General features: G+C 56.9%; 18 protein-coding genes and 1 riboswitch. Of the genes, 8 read left to right on the forward strand and 10 right to left on the reverse strand.

Annotated elements, in window-relative coordinates; all coding sequences use genetic code 11:
* Nucleotides 1–146 precede the first annotated feature (146 nt).
* Nucleotides 147–377: riboswitch (cobalamin riboswitch) on the reverse strand.
* An 83-nt stretch (nt 378–460) separates the two neighbouring features.
* The 7 genes from KUO20_RS09435 to cobT are packed head-to-tail and all read right to left on the reverse strand — an operon-like array spanning nt 461 to nt 5,903.
* Nucleotides 461–886 carry a bifunctional adenosylcobinamide kinase/adenosylcobinamide-phosphate guanylyltransferase gene (locus KUO20_RS09435; RefSeq protein ID WP_235039629.1) on the reverse strand — a complete coding sequence of 142 codons (426 nt, stop codon included), beginning with the start codon at nt 884–886 and terminating at the stop codon, nt 461–463.
* Nucleotides 838–1,491 carry a histidine phosphatase family protein gene (locus KUO20_RS09440; RefSeq protein ID WP_235039630.1) on the reverse strand — a complete coding sequence of 218 codons (654 nt, stop codon included), beginning with the start codon at nt 1,489–1,491 and terminating at the stop codon, nt 838–840. Before KUO20_RS09440 ends, KUO20_RS09435 begins: the two co-directional genes overlap by 49 nt.
* Nucleotides 1,428–2,198: an adenosylcobinamide-GDP ribazoletransferase gene (gene cobS, locus KUO20_RS09445; RefSeq protein WP_235039631.1), complete on the reverse strand. Its 771-nt coding sequence runs from the start codon at nt 2,196–2,198 to the stop codon at nt 1,428–1,430. Before cobS ends, KUO20_RS09440 begins: the two co-directional genes overlap by 64 nt.
* Nucleotides 2,199–2,211: 13 nt before the next feature.
* Nucleotides 2,212–2,766, reverse strand: a complete 555-nt coding sequence (locus tag KUO20_RS09450; RefSeq protein ID WP_235039632.1) for a bifunctional adenosylcobinamide kinase/adenosylcobinamide-phosphate guanylyltransferase — start codon at nt 2,764–2,766, stop codon at nt 2,212–2,214.
* Nucleotides 2,750–3,844: a threonine-phosphate decarboxylase CobD gene (gene cobD, locus KUO20_RS09455; RefSeq protein ID WP_235039633.1), complete on the reverse strand. Its 1,095-nt coding sequence runs from the start codon at nt 3,842–3,844 to the stop codon at nt 2,750–2,752. Before cobD ends, KUO20_RS09450 begins: the two co-directional genes overlap by 17 nt.
* Nucleotides 3,841–4,857, reverse strand: a complete 1,017-nt coding sequence (gene cbiB, locus KUO20_RS09460; RefSeq protein WP_235039634.1) for an adenosylcobinamide-phosphate synthase CbiB — start codon at nt 4,855–4,857, stop codon at nt 3,841–3,843. Before cbiB ends, cobD begins: the two co-directional genes overlap by 4 nt.
* Nucleotides 4,854–5,903 carry a nicotinate-nucleotide--dimethylbenzimidazole phosphoribosyltransferase gene (gene cobT, locus KUO20_RS09465; protein WP_235039635.1) on the reverse strand — a complete coding sequence of 350 codons (1,050 nt, stop codon included), beginning with the start codon at nt 5,901–5,903 and terminating at the stop codon, nt 4,854–4,856. The genes cbiB and cobT overlap by 4 nt, the downstream gene beginning before the upstream one ends.
* A gap of 281 nt (nt 5,904–6,184) precedes the next feature.
* On the opposite strand from cobT, the gene edd reads away from it, so the two are divergent.
* From edd to KUO20_RS09505, 8 genes are all read left to right on the forward strand, one after another.
* Nucleotides 6,185–8,074, forward strand: a complete 1,890-nt coding sequence (gene edd, locus KUO20_RS09470; protein ID WP_235039636.1) for a phosphogluconate dehydratase — start codon at nt 6,185–6,187, stop codon at nt 8,072–8,074.
* Complete coding sequence (gene glk, locus KUO20_RS09475) at nt 8,074–9,039, forward strand: glucokinase (protein ID WP_235039637.1); 966 nt, start codon at nt 8,074–8,076, stop codon at nt 9,037–9,039. The genes edd and glk overlap by 1 nt, the downstream gene beginning before the upstream one ends.
* A 23-nt stretch (nt 9,040–9,062) precedes the next feature.
* Entirely contained in the window at nt 9,063–10,010 is a 948-nt protein-coding gene (locus KUO20_RS09480) for a carbohydrate kinase family protein (protein ID WP_235039638.1), read from the forward strand.
* 202 nt (nt 10,011–10,212) lie between these two features.
* Nucleotides 10,213–10,932 (forward strand): FadR/GntR family transcriptional regulator, encoded by a 720-nt coding sequence (locus tag KUO20_RS09485; protein ID WP_235039639.1) that lies wholly within the window; start codon nt 10,213–10,215, stop codon nt 10,930–10,932.
* Between the two features lie 21 nt (nt 10,933–10,953).
* A complete protein-coding gene (gene dgoD / locus KUO20_RS09490; protein WP_096279399.1) occupies nt 10,954–12,102 on the forward strand; it encodes a galactonate dehydratase in 1,149 nt (382 codons plus the stop codon).
* A gap of 16 nt (nt 12,103–12,118) precedes the next feature.
* Nucleotides 12,119–13,096, forward strand: a complete 978-nt coding sequence (locus KUO20_RS09495) for a 2-dehydro-3-deoxygalactonokinase (RefSeq protein ID WP_235039640.1) — start codon at nt 12,119–12,121, stop codon at nt 13,094–13,096.
* 40 nt (nt 13,097–13,136) lie between these two features.
* Nucleotides 13,137–13,739 (forward strand): 2-dehydro-3-deoxy-6-phosphogalactonate aldolase, encoded by a 603-nt coding sequence (locus KUO20_RS09500; RefSeq protein ID WP_235039641.1) that lies wholly within the window; start codon nt 13,137–13,139, stop codon nt 13,737–13,739.
* 30 nt (nt 13,740–13,769) lie between these two features.
* Complete coding sequence (locus KUO20_RS09505) at nt 13,770–14,654, forward strand: SMP-30/gluconolactonase/LRE family protein (protein WP_235039642.1); 885 nt, start codon at nt 13,770–13,772, stop codon at nt 14,652–14,654.
* 83 nt (nt 14,655–14,737) lie between these two features.
* Here KUO20_RS09505 and KUO20_RS09510 read toward each other — a convergent pair whose 3' ends face one another.
* The 3 genes from KUO20_RS09510 to pgl form a co-directional block, all read right to left on the reverse strand.
* The gene (locus KUO20_RS09510) at nt 14,738–16,333 is read right to left on the reverse strand and encodes a solute:sodium symporter family transporter (protein WP_235039643.1); all 1,596 of its coding nucleotides are present in this window, start codon (nt 16,331–16,333) and stop codon (nt 14,738–14,740) included.
* 242 nt (nt 16,334–16,575) lie between these two features.
* The gene (locus tag KUO20_RS09515) at nt 16,576–17,238 is read right to left on the reverse strand and encodes a bifunctional 4-hydroxy-2-oxoglutarate aldolase/2-dehydro-3-deoxy-phosphogluconate aldolase (RefSeq protein WP_235039644.1); all 663 of its coding nucleotides are present in this window, start codon (nt 17,236–17,238) and stop codon (nt 16,576–16,578) included.
* Between the two features lie 59 nt (nt 17,239–17,297).
* Entirely contained in the window at nt 17,298–17,963 is a 666-nt protein-coding gene (gene pgl / locus KUO20_RS09520) for a 6-phosphogluconolactonase (protein WP_235039645.1), read from the reverse strand.
* Nucleotide 17,964: the final 1 nt, after the last annotated feature.

The following is a 17,964-nucleotide window of genomic DNA, read 5'->3' on the forward strand; positions in this document are numbered from 1 at the left end:
CACAACGTATTTTTTTGGCCGAGCGCAGGGCATAACTAGGCATGGCTAGGCATAACGAGGCAAGAACGGTCACGCTGCATGATCGCATCGTGGCGCCGTCGATCACCCTGAGAGCGCCCACCGCGTCTCGGTATAGTTTGGTTCTGTTGAACCGCTACTCTCGGGCCGGTCTCCGGGCTGACGAGCGAAAGGCGCACCTAAAAAGGCCCACTCCTTTCTGAACGACCACCTTCCCATGCCAAAGCACAGTGGCGTTTTAGCCGTTCCTATCTCGATCACCGTTGCGGGGGCAGCGTTGGAATCACGCAGGGCGTTCACCAACTTCCCGTTTCACTAGCGGCTTTTACACCGCCAGCACCTGAGAGTGCGCGTAAGCTAGCAACTTGCTATGAGGAGGTCAATTTAAAGAGAAGCTCAATTAAAAATGCCGTGAGATGGCTTTTAACTAAACATTCAGCGCTTATTTAATCGCCATCACCAGCCCGTGACGGACATACCAGACCCGCTCAGCGTGGGCGGTCATATCTTGAGTGAACCAGCCGTTTACATCACGCAGGCGGCGCTGCTCGGGCTGCATGGGCACAATGCCGCGCCCAACGTCAGTAGCGATGATAATTATAGCTGCACTGAGTGTTTCAGCGCGCAGGCAGAGCTGTTGTATATCGCCCTGCCAGCGCTGGCGCAGCGTGTCGCTATCGGTTGTTTCTAAATCTGCGCTAAGCCAATCAAGCACACCATTAATTACAAGCGGCGAGTGGGCACAAAGCGCTGACTGACAATCACTCAGCGGCTTATGGGCTTTTAGCCGCCAGCTAGTAGCCCCAGGAAAGCGAGCGGCTACGGCGTCGCGTTTGCCAGCGCAGGCACCGCCGATGAAGAGCTGCATTGCCATTCTCCTTGTCCCTTTTCATCAACGTGGTACGTAAGCTTCCAGCGCCTACCTTGGGCTTGAAGTAGCGTGCCTTCCCAAAAGTGGATAGTTTCAAAGCGCCTGCGCAGTTCGCGAATAACGCCGCCGTGGGTCACTGCCAGAATCTTTCGATGACCGCTGCCCTGGGCATCAGCCGCCAAATCAGATAGCCAGGCATCCAAACGCTCACGCAGCTGGGCGGCAGACTCGCCGCCGGGGATTTGCAGCTCACCCACGCTGTCAATCCAGGCGCGGTAGTGCGGCAGGTCTTTCAGCTCGTCGTAAACCTTACCTTCGTAGTCGCCAAAATCTAGCTCACGAAGACGCGGATCAAGGTGCAACGGCGCGCCCGCCTCTGCCGCCTGCGACCATTCCAGCGTTTGCTGGCAGCGGTGTAGATCGCTTGAGTAAATGGAATCAAACGACTCAAGCGCCAGCGCTTCACGCAGGGTTATCAGCCCCGCCTGCGCGTCGGGGAAAAGCAGCGGAATGTCGCGCTGGCCTTGATAGCGGCGTTCTAAATTCCAAGCGGTGATACCGTGGCGAACTGCCACCAGCTCCACAGTAAGATCAGTAGCCAAAGCTCTCCTCCTTCAATAGTGGCACCGACCATATCGCCGTTAATGCCGTTGAATAATCGCATCATGGCCCCGCGCATGAGCACCACAAAGGCCGCAACCGCTAGCAGCATTAACACAACAAGAGGCGCTAGCAGGGCTAACAACGCCAGCGGCAACAGCGCTAGCGCAACGTCCTGGGCGCTAAGCGACTGCTGCCAGCTCCATGCCAAGCCTTTTGATTGAGCGCAGGGTGTTAGCACCAGTAAAGCAACGCCCGCCCAGCGACCCAGCGCGGGCAACGCCACTAGCCACCAGAGTGGTGCCTGATAATCAATCAGCGCCCACAGTAAAATGCCTTTCCAGGCGAGTAAAAACACCAGCGCCAATATGCCGAAGCTGCCGACCTGCGAGTCCTTCATGATCTCCCAGCGGCGCGCCAGCGGCTGATTGCTGCCCAGCGCATCCGCGATATCCATCACACCGTCTAAATGCAGGCCACCCGACAACGCCACCCACACGCTTAACGCGGCCAGCGCGGTTATCGGTGCCGGCGCGTTATGCAAAAGAACTGCGACTAGCGCCAGTATGCTGCCAATCAATAATCCCACTACCGGATAAAAGCGCACGGCCCAGCGGCGGGTGTCTGGCGTCCATGGGCACGCAACGGGAAGTGGAATGCGGGTAAGAAACTGCAGTGCTAACACCAGACCCCATAGGGCATTTTTCATAATGGCCGTCCGTTCATAAACAGCATCCACGGGTCGGTTTCCACTCCACCGCGCAGCCTGCCACGACCTCTATCACTGAATCCGCCTCTGCTGCCACCCAGCGATGAACGCGCTGCAGAAACGCAAGGTAGCGCCAGGTCTCGGCATCGGTGGGCGGCAGCGCTTCATTGATGTCGTTAGAGACAATCACTAAATGCATGCTGCGCGCTCGGGCATCACAAAGGCTATTCGCCAACAGCGCCAGACCCTCCTCCTCACTGAGTTCACTGCCATACAGCACTTGGCTGGCCCATAGCGTTAAGCAATCAAGCAGCACAGCGCCGTTAGCGGGCAGCGCGGCAATCGCTTGATCGATAGCCAGCGGCGCTTCGATGGTTTGCCACTGCGCGAATTGGGACAGTGCGTGCCTGGACTGCTGATGACGAGCCACCCGCTCGGCCATCTCTTCGTCATACACGCTGGCGGTGGCCAGGTAATAACAAAGTCTACCAGCCGCCGCCTCTAGCACTTGCTGTTCAGCGATGGCGCTTTTACCTGAGCGCGCCCCGCCGCTAACGAAGACAATCATGCAAGACCTTAATCAACCGTTGATTAGCAGGCGCATCGCGTAGCGCCACGCGCAGCCAGCCACCGTCTAGCCCGGCAAAGTTATGCGTATGACGTACCAGCACTCCCCTGCACAACAGCTGTTCAAACAGCGCATCGCAGGTAATATCCTGCTGAGCGTTGGGCCTAATCAAAAAGAAGCAGGCATGGCTAGGCACGACGTCAAGCCCTAGCTCAGCCAGCGCTTGAATCATGCGCGGGTGCTCGCTGGCCATCCATCGCTGAGTGCGTCGTGCAAAGGCATCGTCTGCGAGCAGCGGCGCCACCAGCTCAGCCGCCAAGTGATTAACGCTCCAAGGTGGCTGGTGGGCCTCTGCCGCGCTGATAGTGGCTTCATCCGCCAGCAAATAGCCCATGCGAAGACCCGGCAAGGTATAAAACTTGGTCATTGAGTGCAGCAGTATCAAATGTGGAAAACGCGCCAACAAGGGAGTCAGCGACGCCGTTTGCTGGGTGTTATCAACCATATCGATAAAGGCTTCATCAACCACCACGCGACAACCAAGCGCCGCGGTGCGCTCTAACAAACCCAGCATGGCCGGAGTATCGATAAGCGTCGCCGTTGGATTATTGGGCCGACAAAGAAACAGCACATCGTGACCGGCTAGCGCCTCTAAAAGCGCATCATACTCCAGCGTAAAGTTCGGCGCGGCCAGTGGTAACGTCGTGACAGGAAGCCGGTGAGCGTGACAAGCGCGGTCATACTCGCCAAAGGTGGGCGTAATGATGGCGGCTCGCTGGCCGGCGTGCAGCGCGGCAGCGAGAAAAATCGCCTCGGCCCCACCATTGGTCAGCAGCACTTGTTCGGGCCGGAGCTGATGATATGTCGCGATCGCCTGACGGGCAGCGTGGTAATCCGGTGCCGGATAGCGTTCAACGCCGGTCAGTTGTTCCGTCAACCAATCGCGAACCCAGGCGGGTGGGCCCATAGGGTTCAGGTTGGCACTAAAATCTTCCAGGCGATGATCTGCGGGCAAATTAAAGTGTGCTAACAGTGCATCGGCTTGGCCGCCGTGGCTGGGCCATTCAGGCTCACTCATATTACCCCCGAGAAGATAGGCGTCTTGATCGCTATCGGTACGACAACCAGAAGAACAAAGAGTAGCGTAAACAGCAGCCACGCACCGTGCATTAAACGCACCGTGGCACTGATGTGTGCAACCCGCAGCACGTTAATGGGCTCGCCTAGCGTCGCGCGATGCGATGCCAGGCCTTGGTAGAAGCTCGTGCCGCCCAGCTGCACGCCCAACAAGCGTGCAACCATGGCTTCTGGCCAGCCAGCGTTTGGGCTTAGATGGCGCGGCGCATCATGAAAGGTACTGCGCAGCGCACCTTTCCAGCGCAGAGGTAACACCCCCGCAGTGCTTAATAGCAGGCCCGCAAGCCACAGACACAGCGCCGTTAAGCGCGCCGGAAGCCAGTTGGCGATATCGTCTAGCTTGGCAGAAAAAAATCCAAAGTCGCTGTAGCGCTGGTTTCGATAGCCGACCATTGAATCCAAGGTGTTCACTGCTTTATAGGCCAGCGCTAGCGGCGCGCCGCCGATGAAAGCGAAAAATAACGGTGCAACAATACCGTCTACGGTATTTTCTGCCACGGTTTCCACCGTGGCGCGCGTAATCCCTGCTTCATCTAACTGCTGGGTATCGCGCCCTACAATCATACTCAGCGCTTGGCGCGCTGCGGGTAAATCACCGTTAGCCAGCGGCGCGGCAACGGCGCGCGCGGCATCACCCAGACCCTTAATAGCCAGCGTGGTAGAAAGCAGCCAAAGCTCAGCGATAAGCGCCAGACCTGGGTGCAGCTGTGCTAATGCCCAAAGCAGCAGCCAGCTGACCCCCAACACGCCGCCGACCACGCTGACCGTTAATAGCAACCCGCTAAATCTGCGCGCAGCAGCAGAACCACGATTCCAACGCCGCTCAAAACCGCTTATAAAGCGCCCGATGAGAACCACCGGATGCGGCAACCAGCGCGGATCGCCGACGATTAAATCAATCACAATGGCCAGCATAATCAAACCTGCCCCACCGAGCGTGGCGCCCGCGATCATGGCTTTGCCTTGTCACTAACGCCCGCCGAATCAAACGTGGCCATTTCGCGCATCATGGCAGTTGCCGCCTGTAGCAGCGGATACGCCAGCGCCGCACCGCTGCCTTCGCCTAGCCGCATATTCATATCCAGCAATGGCGTTGCTTCTAGGGCCGCTAAGGCAATATCGTGCCCTGGCTCTTGGGAGCGATGGCCGAAGATGAGATAGCCGCGCACTGCGGGGCAGAGTCGGCAGGCGGCCAGGGCGGCAACGGTCGCAATAAAGCCATCGACAATCGCCGGTAGCCGCAGGGCACCCGCCGCCAGGTAAGCGCCCGTCATGGCGGCAATTTCCAGCCCCCCCAGTTTAACCAGCACGTCAAAAGGTGCCTGAGGGTCTGCGCGTCGTGCGGCAATAGCACGCTCAATTACTGTGATTTTATGCGCTTGCTGGGCGCTGTTAATCCCCGTGCCTGTCCCTACTAGGCCTGCCACTGACTCACCGGTCAAAGCCGCTAACATCGCGCTACTGGCGGTGGTGTTAGCAATGCCCATTTCGCCAATAATCAGGCAGTTGGAACCCGCTTGCTGGGCTCGGTCAACGGCCGCAATGCCCGCATCAATCGCGGCCAGGGCCTCATCCGTTTGCATCGCGTCTTCGATCAGTATATTGCCGGTGCCATGGCGTACCTTGGCATTAACCACACTGGGCTCTATTAACTGGCTTGCCACACCCACATCGACTATTTCAACGCGGGCGCCAATCTGCCGGGCGAAGACATTAATAGCCGCGCCGCCGTGTACAAAATTGGCCACCATCTGCGCGGTCACCGCCTGAGGAAAGGCCGAAACGCCTTCAGCGGCGACGCCATGGTCTGCCGCGAAGACAATCACTGCTGGTGCTGCAACGCTGGGCTTTAGCTCGCCCGTCATTGCGCTCAGCTGAATCGCCAGTTCCTCCAACGCACCCAGACTGCCGATGGGCTTGGTCAGCGTATCTAAATAGCGACGCGCCTCCTCACCCGCTAAGAAATTAACAGGTTGAATGCGGTTAACAATGGCATGCATGCGGGCTCCAGCTCAGGGATGGCTCATTCAATAATCAAATGCGAGGTATAAAAGGGTAGCAAAAGCCCGAGTGCTATACTTGCTATTTCACTGGCGGCTAGCACACCCTGTGAGAATTTTATAACGCCATTGAGGCCATTGCTGGCGATCTACTCCGGCCTAATTTGAGGTAATAAAACTACAAGCAGTGTTTTTATTGCCGTAAAGTCTCTTATATCGACACCAAAGAATGTAAAATAACTACAATCTTCACACACCGTCTCTATCATGCAGAGGTCACTATGCCGAGTTCAACACCTGCCCCATTAAACGCCGTTGTTGCTGAGGTCACCCAGCGCATTCGTGAGCGTTCTGCCGAACGTCGTGCTCTCTACGAGCAGCGCATGGCCGACCAGCACAAGCGTGGCGTGCATCGAGGCGAGCTTAGCTGCGGTAATCTGGCTCATGGTTTCGCTGCATGCAACCCGCGTGACAAGGGCGAACTTAAGCTGATGAACAGCGCTAACCTGGGCATTATTTCGTCTTACAACGACATGCTCTCAGCGCACCAGCCGTTTGAAACGTTTCCTGAAACCATTAAAGCCGCCGCGCGGGATATGGGCTCGACCGCGCAGTTTGCAGGCGGCGTACCGGCGATGTGTGACGGCGTTACCCAGGGCCAGCCAGGCATGGAGCTTTCGCTGTTTTCACGCGATGTGATTGCGATGTCTGCAGCCATTGGCCTGTCACACAATATGTTTGATGCCGCTCTTTATTTAGGCGTGTGCGACAAAATTATTCCGGGGCTATTTATTAGCGCGGCGCGCTTTGGCCATCTGCCAGCGATGTTTGTACCCGCCGGCCCAATGCCCAGCGGCTTACCCAATAAAGAGAAGGCGCGTGTACGCCAGCTCTACGCAGAAGGTAAAGTGGGCCGAGAGGAGCTGCTCGAAGCCGAGTCAGACTCCTATCACAGCCCCGGCACCTGTACCTTTTACGGCACCGCAAACTCCAATCAGCTGATGATGGAAATGATGGGGCTGCACTTGCCGGGCACGTCGTTCGTTAATCCTGGCACCGACATGCGCGAAGCATTGACACGCTACGCCACCGAGCAGACCATTCGCAATACAGAGCCTGGCGGCAACTATCGTCCGTTCTATAAGCAGATTGATGAACGCGCTATCGTCAACGCTCTGGTGGGACTGCTGGTCTCCGGTGGTTCAACCAACCATACGCTGCACCTGATCGCGATGGCTGCCGCTGCAGGCATCACCCTCAACTGGGACGACTTCACGGCGCTTTCCGCAGTGACCCCCAGCCTGATGCAGGTTTATCCCAACGGCCAGGCGGATATTAACCACTTCCAGGCCGCAGGCGGCATGAGCTACCTGTTCCGCGAACTGTTAGCGGCAGGCCTTATTCATGGCGATATTCCTACCGTCTTCGGCACCGACTTAACCGCCTATACCCAAGAGCCTTTCATTGAGAACGGCAAAATCGTCTGGCGTGAAGGCCCTGAGAAGAGCCTTGATGAGGACGTTCTACGCCCGGTAGCAACACCCTTCGCACCCACTGGTGGCCTGACGGTAATGAAAGGCAACCTGGGCCGCGGCGTCATCAAAGTCTCTGCGGTGGCGGAAGAGCATCGTATTGTTGAAGCACCCGTCAAGATTTTTGAAGACCAAAACGAAATGAAGGCCGCTTTTGAATCCGGCAGCCTGGACCGCGACGTCATCGTCGTCGTGCGCTTCCAGGGCCCAAAAGCTAACGGCATGCCCGAGCTTCATAAGCTGACGCCGTTCTTAGGCGTGCTGCAGGATCGTGGTTTTAAAGTGGCGCTGGTCACCGACGGCCGCATGTCGGGTGCATCAGGCAAAGTGCCCGCTTCCATTCATATGAGCCCCGAAGCCTTAGACGGCGGCCCGCTGGCCAAGCTGCGCGACGGCGACATCGTGCGCTTAGATGCGAATGCCGGCACGCTGGAAGCAAAGATTGATCCCGCTATCTGGGCGAAGCGTGAACTGGTGGTGGCCAATTTAGATCATTACCACGTAGGCCTGGGTCGTGAGCTATTTGGCGGTTTCCGCCATTTGGCCATGCGCGGCGAAGAAGGCGCCGGTGTGTTTGGTGGGTTTGAAGCCGATGATCTCGCTCGCCAGCAGGGGCAAATTTCACAAGAGGATGCCTGATGCGACCGGCATTAATCGGCGATATCGGCGGCACTAACGCGCGCTTTGCGCTGGTGTCGCCGGGCGAAATGACCCCGCACGATATTTTAAACCTGCCCTGCGCCGATTACCCCGGCGTAGTAGACGCGATTCAAGACTACCTGAGTCGCGTAGGCGTTAGCGCAGCAGGCGCGCCTCAAGAAGCATGCCTAGCCTTCGCCTGCCCGGTTCACGCTGAGCGGGTAAAAATGACCAATAACCACTGGGACTTTATGAAAAGCGACGTTCAGCAAGCGCTGAATTTATCGCTATTTAAAGTCATTAACGACTTCACCGCTCAGGCGCTGGGCGTTCCCCACGTGGCGGCAGGTGATTTGGTAGAGATCCAGCCTGGGATCCCCCAGTCGCACTCAACCCGCTTAGTCATCGGGCCGGGTACTGGGCTAGGCGTTGCCGGCGTGTTTCCCGGTCAGCACGCCTGGATTCCGCTGCCCACCGAAGGTGGTCACATTACCTTCGCCCCCACTGACGATACCGAACGCGCGATTTTAGATATTTTTAAGCAACGCCGTTCGCGTGTTAGCGTTGAGCGCCTACTTTGCGGTCAGGGCTTATTAGAGCTTTATCAAGCCTACTGCGCTCTTGAGGGCGTCGAGCCGAGCTTGACGAGCCCTGCCGACGTCACGGAGGCCGCCAATAATGGTGATAGCCTTTCCACCGCTGCCCTGCTGCGTTTCCTTAAGATTTTAGGCGATGTTAGTGGCGATGCCGCCTTAACCATGGGCGCACGCGGCGGGGTTTATTTGTGTGGCGGCATTCTTCCACGGCTGCTGGAATGGCTGCCGAAAAGCGAGCTACGTACAGCCTTTGCGAACAAAGGCCGCATAGGTGCTTATAATGCGGATATTCCCATATGGGTTGTTACCGCCCCCTGGACAGGCCTGCTGGGCGCCGCAGAAGCGCTATATAACGAAGAAGTTTTCTAACAATATCAATAAAGAGGCAGCTTATGACGCCAGTCATCGCATTTGGAGAAGCGCTCGTTGACATGCTTTCCAATCGCTTAGGGGCTTCAACGGCTTCCCAGGAAACCTTTACACCCTATGCCGGGGGTGCCCCCGCTAATGTCGCCGTCGCCTGCGCACGTTTAGGTGTGCCCAGCCAGTTTTTAGGCATGCTGGGCGATGATACGTTTGGCCATTTCCTGGTGCGAGAGCTTAATAGCCACGGCGTAGATACGGGTGGCGTAGTATTCACAAAGCAAGCACGCACGGCGCTGGCTTTTGTTTCCCGTGATGAAGCCGGCGAGCGTACGTTTGATTTTTACCGCCCGCCCGCCGCAGACTTGCTTTACCGCCTTGAACATCTACCTGCGGGCGTTTTCGAGAATCCTGCCATTTTGCATCTCTGCAGTAACAGCCTTACCGACCCCGATATAGCCGCCGTGACCATTGCGATGGCCACCATGGCTAAGCGAGCTGGCTGTTTGGTCAGCGTAGACGCTAACTTGCGCCACAACCTGTGGCCTGAGGGGCAGGCGGACATCAGCTTAGTAACCCAGCTGCTCGACGGTGCAGAGCTACTTAAGCTGTCCCAGGAAGAGCTTGACTACCTGCGCGCCGATCATGGCGAAGAGCCGTGGCTATCGGAACGGCTAGCGGCGGGAGTAAAGATTATTTTGATCACCGATGGTCCCAACAACGTCGTACTCAAGGGCATCGATATTGATCGGCGCATTGCGCCACCCAGCGTTGAAGCCGTTGACACCACCGCGGGGGGCGACGCCTTTATCGGCGGCCTGCTGGCCGAACTCTCGGCTCACGGCATTCACGAAAACTGGCAAACGGATAGCGGCTTTCTAACCCAAGCGGTCGACACCGCCTGCCGCTGTGGCGCCTTTGCCGTGGCCCGGCCAGGCTCCTATGCAGCACTTCCCACGCGAGCAGATATTGTCTAACGTCCCCTAGTCAGGCATTAAGCTATCGGTGCGCCTATATCAGGCGCGCTGCTTTGCTGTTCCTCCCCCTTTAACTCTCTTAAGCGTTTTCTCCAGCCGTCTTTAACATCAAACCACTAGGACTTATGTCTATAGCGGCTTGCTTGTGGAAATGTCAGACATTTAATAAACTGAGTTGAATACGGTCATTTAGAGACGTGCCATGACGCTGGACTCCCTGCCACCCCACCAGGGTGGTGCCGAACATTTAGCACGCTTACTGGCGCAGGCATTGCTGGCAGGCCGTTGGCAGCCGGGCGATGCCTTTCCCCGCGAACTGGATATCGCTAGGCACTTTGCGGTTAGCCGTAATCAGGTGCGCAACGCGCTAACCACTCTCACCTCGGCGGGGCTATTAGAGCGCACGGCAGGCCGTGGCACGTTGGTCCGCGAGATGGGTGACTGGCACCTGCTCGACCCGCTAATGAGCAAGTGGATGACAGGCCTGGTCAACATTGACCCGCAGTTAGTACGCGCCATCTATGCCTTTCGCTACTCAGCCGAACCCATGGTGGCTGGGCTAGCGGCTCAGGCAGCCCTACCTGAAGATATTGAACGCCTTGAAAGCGCCTTTGCCGGTATGGAAAAAACCGCTACCAGCACTGATTTACGTGGCGAGCACGCCGAGTACGACGTCGCCTTTCACGATGCGACCTACCGGGCTACTCACAATCTCGTCTGGCGGCAAATGGGGCATCTGCTGCGCCCTTCTATCATGGCCCTTGTGTGGGGCTCGCAAGACCGCACTGGCACCTTAGACGACAGCCTTTCACGCCATCGCCAGGTGCTTGAAGCGATACGCAACCGAGACATCAGCGCCGCAGAGTCAGCAGCGCGCGAAGTCCTTCGCCGTACGGCTATCGATCTTGGCATCGTCAGTTAACCATTAAGAGGAAGATTGAATATGAAAATCACCCGTCTCAAGACCTGGCAGGTTCCGCCTCGCTGGTTATTTCTTAAGATCGAGACTGACGAAGGCTGCTACGGATGGGGCGAACCCGTCGTAGAAGGTCGCGCCGCTACAGTTGAAGCCGCCGTGCATGAGCTTTCTGACTATCTGATTGGCCAAGACCCACACCGCATCGAACATCTCTGGAACATGATGTATCGCGCTGGTTTTTATCGCGGCGGCCCGATTCTGATGAGCGCAATCGCCGGGATCGATCAGGCGCTTTGGGACCTTAAAGGTCGCGATCTTGGTGTACCGGTTCACCAGCTACTCGGCGGTGCCGTGCGCGACAAGATGCGCATGTACGCCTGGACCGGTGGCGACCGCCCAAGCGACGTAGGCGCGGGGGCTAAAGCGCTGGTCGAAAAAGGCTTTACCGCGTTCAAAATGAACGGCACGCCTGAAATGCAGATTGTTGACTCGCACCGTAAGGTCGACGAAGCCGTGGCACGGGTCGCAGAAGCTCGCAATGCCGTGGGCCCTGACGTAGGTATTGGCATCGACTTTCACGGCCGCGTACATCGGCCAATGGCCAAAGCGCTGCTACGCGAATTAGAGCCCTTCCACCCGATGTTTGTGGAAGAACCGGTCGCCCCGGAACACCTGCCCTGCTTGAAAGATATTGCGGGTGGGCTGGGTTATCCGCTGGCGACCGGTGAGCGCCTGCACACTCGCTTTCAGTTCCGCGATCTGCTCGCCGATGGCATGATTGATATCATTCAGCCCGATATTTCCCACTGCGGTGGTATCAGTGAAGGACTTAAAATTGCCGCCCTGGCATCTGCCTACGATGTGGCCCTGGCGCCGCACTGCCCGCTTGGCCCGCTGACGTTAGCCGCCTCGCTCCAGCTGGATGCGGTAAGCCACAACGCCTTTATTCAAGAACAAAGCATGGGCATTCATTACAACCAGGGCAACGATGTACTCGACTACCTGGTCGATAAATCCGCTCTCGCCATTGAAGACGGTTTCTGCGCGATTCCCCAAGGTCCAGGGCTTGGCGTGGAAATCAACGAAGAGTTCGTTGAAGAGCGCTCCAAGGTAGGCCATCGCTGGCGCAACCCGGTGTGGACCCACGAAGACGGCTCTATTGCAGAGTGGTGAGCATGAGGTTATTCCAATGAACACAACGGCTACAGAAATAGCGCATCAGCTAGCTTGGATTGCGGTGGACTGGGGCTCCAGCAACCTGCGCGCCTGGGGGCTGGATAAGCACGACCACATCATTGCCCACGCCAGCAGTGAAAAAGGCATGCTGTCGCTAAAAGCCGATGAGTACGAAGTAGAGCTGCACCGGCTGGTGGCTGACTGGCTGCCCGACAGCGGCCAGATCATCAACGTGATGGTGTGCGGCATGGCCGGGGCTCGCCAAGGGTGGCGAGAAGCCGCTTATTTGCCGGTGCCCACGCGCCTTGACCAGCTTAGCCAGGGCGCTGTGATGCCCACGCTGTCTAACGACCGGCTGCGCGTGCATCTGCTGCCTGGCTTGAGCCAAACCCGCAGCGCATCCGCTCATTTTGATGTCATGCGCGGCGAAGAAACCCAGCTGGCGGGCCTGGTGGCAGATAACGCCAGCTTTTCGGGCCTTGCATGCCTGCCCGGCACCCACGCCAAATGGGCGACGCTTGAATCCGGTGCTGTAACCGAGTTTACGACCTACCTGACAGGTGAGCTCTACCAGCTGCTGGCACGCCAATCTGTTTTGCAGCACTCCATCGGTAACGACGATCTTAACGATCCGGCTTGCCGTAACGCGTTTATCTCAGCAGTCAGCGAGATATATGAAGCGCCAGAAACATTGAGCAGTCGCCTGTTTGGTCTGCGCGCACAAGATTTGCTTGATGGACGCCTCCCCTCTGGCGAGAAACGGGGAGCGGTGCTTGCAGCACGCCTTTCAGGGCTCGCCATCGGTCTTGAATTATCTGGCGCTTGCCATGAGCGAGCCAATGACGCTTCGATCACCTTGATTGGCAATCAAACACTTTGCCATCGCTATACGTTGGCGCTGAATGCGGTCGGCTATCAGACCCAGCACCTTGATGGGGATGGCGCCGTGCTCGATGGCCTTCGCCTCGCTTACCGTGCTTTGAAGGCTTGATGCTGGCCCCTTACGCTGCTTGATAACGGAGAGTTTACCTATGACACTGCCACTAATCGGCATTTTACGCGGTGTAGCGCCCGATGAAGTCGTTGATATTGCGGCTTCAGTGTTGGCGGCGGGCATTACGCAAATTGAGGTGCCGCTCAACTCACCCGATCCGCTGGAAAGCATTCGCCGATTGGTCGATGCATTTGGCGACCGCGCGGTGATTGGCGCAGGCACGGTGCTGACTGAGGCTCAAGTGCGCGACGTCCACGCCGCCGGGGGGCGTTTGATTGTATCGCCTAACTGCCGTCCAACGGTCATTGCAGAAACGCACCGGCTTGGCATGGCAAGCTGGCCGGGCATTGTCACGCCCTCCGAAGCCTTCGATGCGTTAGAGGCAGGCGCCACGGGGCTTAAACTATTTCCCGCCGTTCAGGTAGGTTTAGAAGGCATGAAAGCCGTTCGCGCCGTACTACCGGCAGGCACCCTGCTATATGCGGTGGGCGGCGTAGGTATCGATAATTTTGTCCAATGGCGCGCCGCTGGCGTTGACGGTGCAGGGCTTGGCAGTGCGCTATACAAGCCGGGCCAAACGGCTGCGCAGGTGGGGCAACAAGCGCAGGCGCTGGTTGATGCCTGGCTAGCAGGAGAATAAAAGGAGTTACAAATAACAATGAATACCAACATGCGCGCTCCCACTTGGAAGGCAGATTTAGCCGTAGACTGCCGCTGCACGCTGGGGGAAGGCCCCCAGTGGGATGTTGCAAGCCAGCGGCTCTACTGGTGCGATATTCTTGAAAAGCAGTTGCACTGGCTCTCCCCCAGCACCGGGGAAAAAGGCTATTATCAGCTTGATCATAGGGTATCGCTAGCGACTCCCCTTGAAGAAGGCGGGCTGCTGTTAGTGGGTGAAAATCGCTTAAGCCGCTTCGATCCAGGCAGCGGCAGCGTAGAAACATTTTGTGATTTCGAGGCCGACAACCCGATTACCCGCAGTAACGATGCCCGGGTTGATCGCCATGGGAGCCTGTGGCTTTCAAGTATGGGCAAGGCTGCCGAGAAAGGCGCCGGCAGTCTTTATCGCCTGCATCGCGGCCAGCTCACGCTCTTGCGCTCTCACCTCACAATCCCCAACGCCATCTGCTTCTCTGAAAACGGCGAGTTCGCTTGGTTTACCGACACCGCTACCGGCGTAGTGATGCGCTGGGCGTTAGATAGCGATGGATGGCCAACGGGTGAGCCATTGCCCTGGGCTGATTTCTCATCCGCACCGGGCAACCCAGACGGCGCCGTGGTGGATAGCGAAGGCTGTCTGTGGCTCGCTCTTTGGGGGGCAGGCCAGGTAGTTCGTCTCGATCATGACGGCCAGATCATTGCTCGCGTTGAGCTTCCCGTCAGCCAGTCCTCCTGCCCCGCATTTGCAGGCCCAGATCTGACAACGCTATACATCACCACGGCCCAGGAAGGCTTCAGTGCCGCACAGCTTGCCCAGGAGCCCACCGCTGGCTCGCTTTACGCGGTAGACACCGGCATTGCCGGTTTGGCCGAGCTGCCGCTTCGCCTGGCATAACGCAAAGGCCCCGCCAGCAGATGCTAGCGGGGCCTTGGTTTTGCGGCTTAAGTTTCTGGTTTGCTAGTTACACGGCATCACCATTAACCCGCAAAGCTTATATACATCACGATCACTAACACCACCAAAACGATACCAGCGGGCACCGCGCCTTTCCAAGGCGTTAGGTCAACATCACCGGTATGCTCCTGTACCCAGTCAGTCTCACGGGGGCGCAGCTTACCGATAATAAGCATCGTCACTACCAATAACACAAACACCAACGCTACGAAGTGGAACTCGTTCATAACCTGTGGGAGCAAGTTAAAGGGCGGTACAAAGTAGCCAGCGGCAATCAGTAAGCAGCCACCCACCAGCGCGATTTTAGCCGCCATGGGAGGAACGCGCTTCGTCAGTAGGCCCACCAGCACAACGGCAAGAATGGGAATAAAGTAGATCGCGTTCATCTTCTGCAGATAGCCAAACAGGCTCTCTTGACCTGCCAGCAGCGGTGCAATGATCATGGTAAGCACTGCCATGATCCAACCAAACACCTTGCCCGATTTGACGATCTGCGCTTCAGTGGCTTCTTTGTTGAATACGCCTTTATAGATGCCCAAGCTGAAAATAGTCGTCGTGCTGTTAAGAGCCGAGTTAAACGACGACAAAATCGCCCCCACCATTACCGCAGCGAAAAAGCCGGTTAAGTAAGGCGGCAATACGTTAAACACCAAGTGCCCATAGGCTTCATCGGCACGCACGCCCTGATCAGCATAAAGGTGATAAGCAATAATCCCTGGCAGTACCAGATAAAGCGGCCCTAAGAGCTTGAATAAACCGGTTAGCAAAACGCCTTTCTGGCCTTCAGCCAGATTTTTCGCGGCAAAGGTACGCTGAATAATCTGCTGGTTGGTGCTCCAGTAGAACAAGTTAATCAGGAATACGCCGGTAAACAGTGTAAAGAACGGCACCTGCTGATCCGCACCGCCAATCGAATTAAGCCTGTCGGGGTCGCTCTCTTTAAGAATGCTCCAGCCTTCCATAATGCCCGTGCCACCGCTCACGGCCTGTAAGCCGAAATAGACAATGACAAAGCCGCCTATCAGCAGCCCCACGCCATTAAGCGTGTCGGAAACCGCCACCGTACGCAGCCCACCAAATAGGGCATACACCGCGCCGATGATGCCCACAATCCAGACCGTTAACCAAAGCAGCGTCGTGGAAGACTCAATGCCGGTTAACCCCTGCAGATCAAGCATGCCCTGAAGCCCTATCGCTCCCGAATAGAGGATGATCGGCAGCAGAATAACGGCATAAGCAAGCAGGAAAATAATGTTGGTAATCAGCTGTGTATCTTTATCGAAACGAATTTCAAGCAGCTGCGGCAGCGTTGCTATACCGCTTTTCAAAAAGCGTGGCAGGAAAAACAGTGCTAGCGCCACCAGCGCGATAACCGCCACGACTTCCCAAGCCATCACGCTCAAGCCATCAGCGAAGGCCGCGCCGTTGAGCCCCACCATCTGTTCGGTGGAGAGGTTGGTCATCAGCAATGAACCGGCGATCAGTGGGAACGTTAGCGTACGCCCCGCTAGAAAGTAGCCGTTGGTACTCGAATGATCATCTCGGCGGGTGATACGCCAAGTGATAAAGGCGACCAGTCCTGTAAAAAACAGAAAAGACGCCAGGGTCAACGCGTGCATAGGGCTCACCTCATCATCGTTATTAGTGGCACGCACGTCGAAATCAGTGCGCACTCAAAATGTCAGACATATCGCCTGTCATTTTAGACGAGCTGAATATAACTTAGTTATGAGTCTTTGGTCTTAAATCTGTGCCGGAGCGCTTAATAACTGCCGCGAGGCCATAAAAAAACCCTAACAGTTATTTAAAACAGTTAGGGTGCATGTTGCTTAGCTAGCGGTTACCCGCCGATGTAGCGTGATTAGTGGTGAAAGCGCTCGGCCGCTTGACGGGCCAGCTCACGAATGCCGTCCCAATCTTCCGCCTCGACCATGGCTTTCGGCGTTAGCCAGGAGCCACCGACGCACATCACGTTAGGCAGCGACAGGTAATCATCGGCGTTATCTACCGTGATACCGCCGGTAGGGCAAAAACGCGCTTCGGGAATAGGGGCGCCAAACGCTTTGATTGCTTTAGCACCACCGCTAGATTCTGCCGGGAAGAACTTAAACCGACGATAGCCGTACTGCCAGCCGGTCATTAGTTCAGAAACCGTCGACACACCCGGCAACATAGGCACTGCGCTTTCAATGCCATATCGATAAAGCGCTTCTGTCGCGCCCGGCGTCACGATAAAGTCAGCACCTACCTGCTCAGCCTGGCGATACTGCGCCGGCGTTAGCACTGTTCCAACGCCAATGCTGGCGCCCGGCAACGCTTCACGCATCCGTTTAACGGCTTCGAGCGCACAGTCAGTACGTAACGTCACTTCAAGTACGGTCAAACCGCCTTCGACCAAAGCACGCCCAAGCGGCACGGCGTCTTCCAAGCGCTCTACAGTAATCACTGGAATAACTTCGGCTTTTAGGCAGATGCTATCAAGCTCGGCGGTGCGGGTAGACGGTAACTGTTTTTCAATGCTCATGTGCGAGTCTCCATAAAAATCTGTTATTGCCCGGCTGTTGAATGGTTAAGCGCGAAGCGTTAAGGCGCCCAGTAAATCGCCAGCGGGCAGGACAAAAAGGCCCGGATAGGCAGTTGGCGTACATCGTCGCCATTTAGAGCTTTCGCCAGCACGGCGCGCTTATCTTCACCGGTAATGTGCAAAAAATGACGGCGCGCTTGATGTAAGCGATCCGCTGAAAAGGTAATGCGTGGCTGTAACTGGCTTGGTGTTCTTACCGCGACCAGCGGCTCATCTGTCGCCAGTGCCAGCGTAAGCTCTGGACTGTCGGGGAATAGCGAGGCCGTATGGCCATCGCCGCCCATACCTAAAATCACCGCACTGGCAGGCCAAGCAAGCAAAGCAGCCTGCTTAGCGACGTGCTCGACGCCCTCTTCGGGCGTCTCAGCATCGCAGGTTAACGGTAGAAAGGTGGCGGCCGCGGCGTTGGCTTGCAACAAGTACTCACGCACTAACTTGGCGTTGCTGTCGCTGCTGTGTTCGTCTACCCAGCGCTCGTCGGCAAGCGTGATGTCTACGCGCTCCCAAGGCAGTGGTTTCGCCGCCAGTGCGGTGAAAAAAGGCACCGGCGTGGAGCCACCAGACACCACTAGCAGGGCACGCTCGTGGTGCGTTAAGTCTTCATGCAAGGCCTGAGCAACGGCTTCGGCAAGCTGCTCAGCCAGCTGTTGGCGTGCTTGACTCATA

Source organism: Vreelandella profundi (assembly GCF_019722725.1).
Taxonomy (GTDB): Bacteria; Pseudomonadota; Gammaproteobacteria; order Pseudomonadales; family Halomonadaceae; genus Vreelandella; species Vreelandella profundi.

Excerpts from the sequence above, each read along its gene's own strand:
- KUO20_RS09435 (WP_235039629.1), bottom strand. The coding sequence starts at position 886 with ATGCAGCTCTTCATCGGCGGTGCCTGCGCTGGCAAACGCGACGCCGTA.
- cobS (WP_235039631.1), bottom strand. The coding sequence starts at position 2,198 with ATGAAAAATGCCCTATGGGGTCTGGTGTTAGCACTGCAGTTTCTTACC.
- KUO20_RS09450 (WP_235039632.1), bottom strand. The coding sequence starts at position 2,766 with ATGATTGTCTTCGTTAGCGGCGGGGCGCGCTCAGGTAAAAGCGCCATC.
- cobD (WP_235039633.1), bottom strand. The coding sequence starts at position 3,844 with ATGAGTGAGCCTGAATGGCCCAGCCACGGCGGCCAAGCCGATGCACTG.
- cbiB (WP_235039634.1), bottom strand. The coding sequence starts at position 4,857 with ATGATCGCGGGCGCCACGCTCGGTGGGGCAGGTTTGATTATGCTGGCC.
- cobT (WP_235039635.1), bottom strand. The coding sequence starts at position 5,903 with ATGCATGCCATTGTTAACCGCATTCAACCTGTTAATTTCTTAGCGGGT.
- edd (WP_235039636.1), top strand. The coding sequence starts at position 6,185 with ATGCCGAGTTCAACACCTGCCCCATTAAACGCCGTTGTTGCTGAGGTC.
- glk (WP_235039637.1), top strand. The coding sequence starts at position 8,074 with ATGCGACCGGCATTAATCGGCGATATCGGCGGCACTAACGCGCGCTTT.
- KUO20_RS09480 (WP_235039638.1), top strand. The coding sequence starts at position 9,063 with ATGACGCCAGTCATCGCATTTGGAGAAGCGCTCGTTGACATGCTTTCC.
- KUO20_RS09485 (WP_235039639.1), top strand. The coding sequence starts at position 10,213 with ATGACGCTGGACTCCCTGCCACCCCACCAGGGTGGTGCCGAACATTTA.
- dgoD (WP_096279399.1), top strand. The coding sequence starts at position 10,954 with ATGAAAATCACCCGTCTCAAGACCTGGCAGGTTCCGCCTCGCTGGTTA.
- KUO20_RS09495 (WP_235039640.1), top strand. The coding sequence starts at position 12,119 with ATGAACACAACGGCTACAGAAATAGCGCATCAGCTAGCTTGGATTGCG.
- KUO20_RS09500 (WP_235039641.1), top strand. The coding sequence starts at position 13,137 with ATGACACTGCCACTAATCGGCATTTTACGCGGTGTAGCGCCCGATGAA.
- KUO20_RS09505 (WP_235039642.1), top strand. The coding sequence starts at position 13,770 with ATGCGCGCTCCCACTTGGAAGGCAGATTTAGCCGTAGACTGCCGCTGC.
- KUO20_RS09510 (WP_235039643.1), bottom strand. The coding sequence starts at position 16,333 with ATGCACGCGTTGACCCTGGCGTCTTTTCTGTTTTTTACAGGACTGGTC.
- KUO20_RS09515 (WP_235039644.1), bottom strand. The coding sequence starts at position 17,238 with ATGAGCATTGAAAAACAGTTACCGTCTACCCGCACCGCCGAGCTTGAT.
- pgl (WP_235039645.1), bottom strand. The coding sequence starts at position 17,963 with ATGAGTCAAGCACGCCAACAGCTGGCTGAGCAGCTTGCCGAAGCCGTT.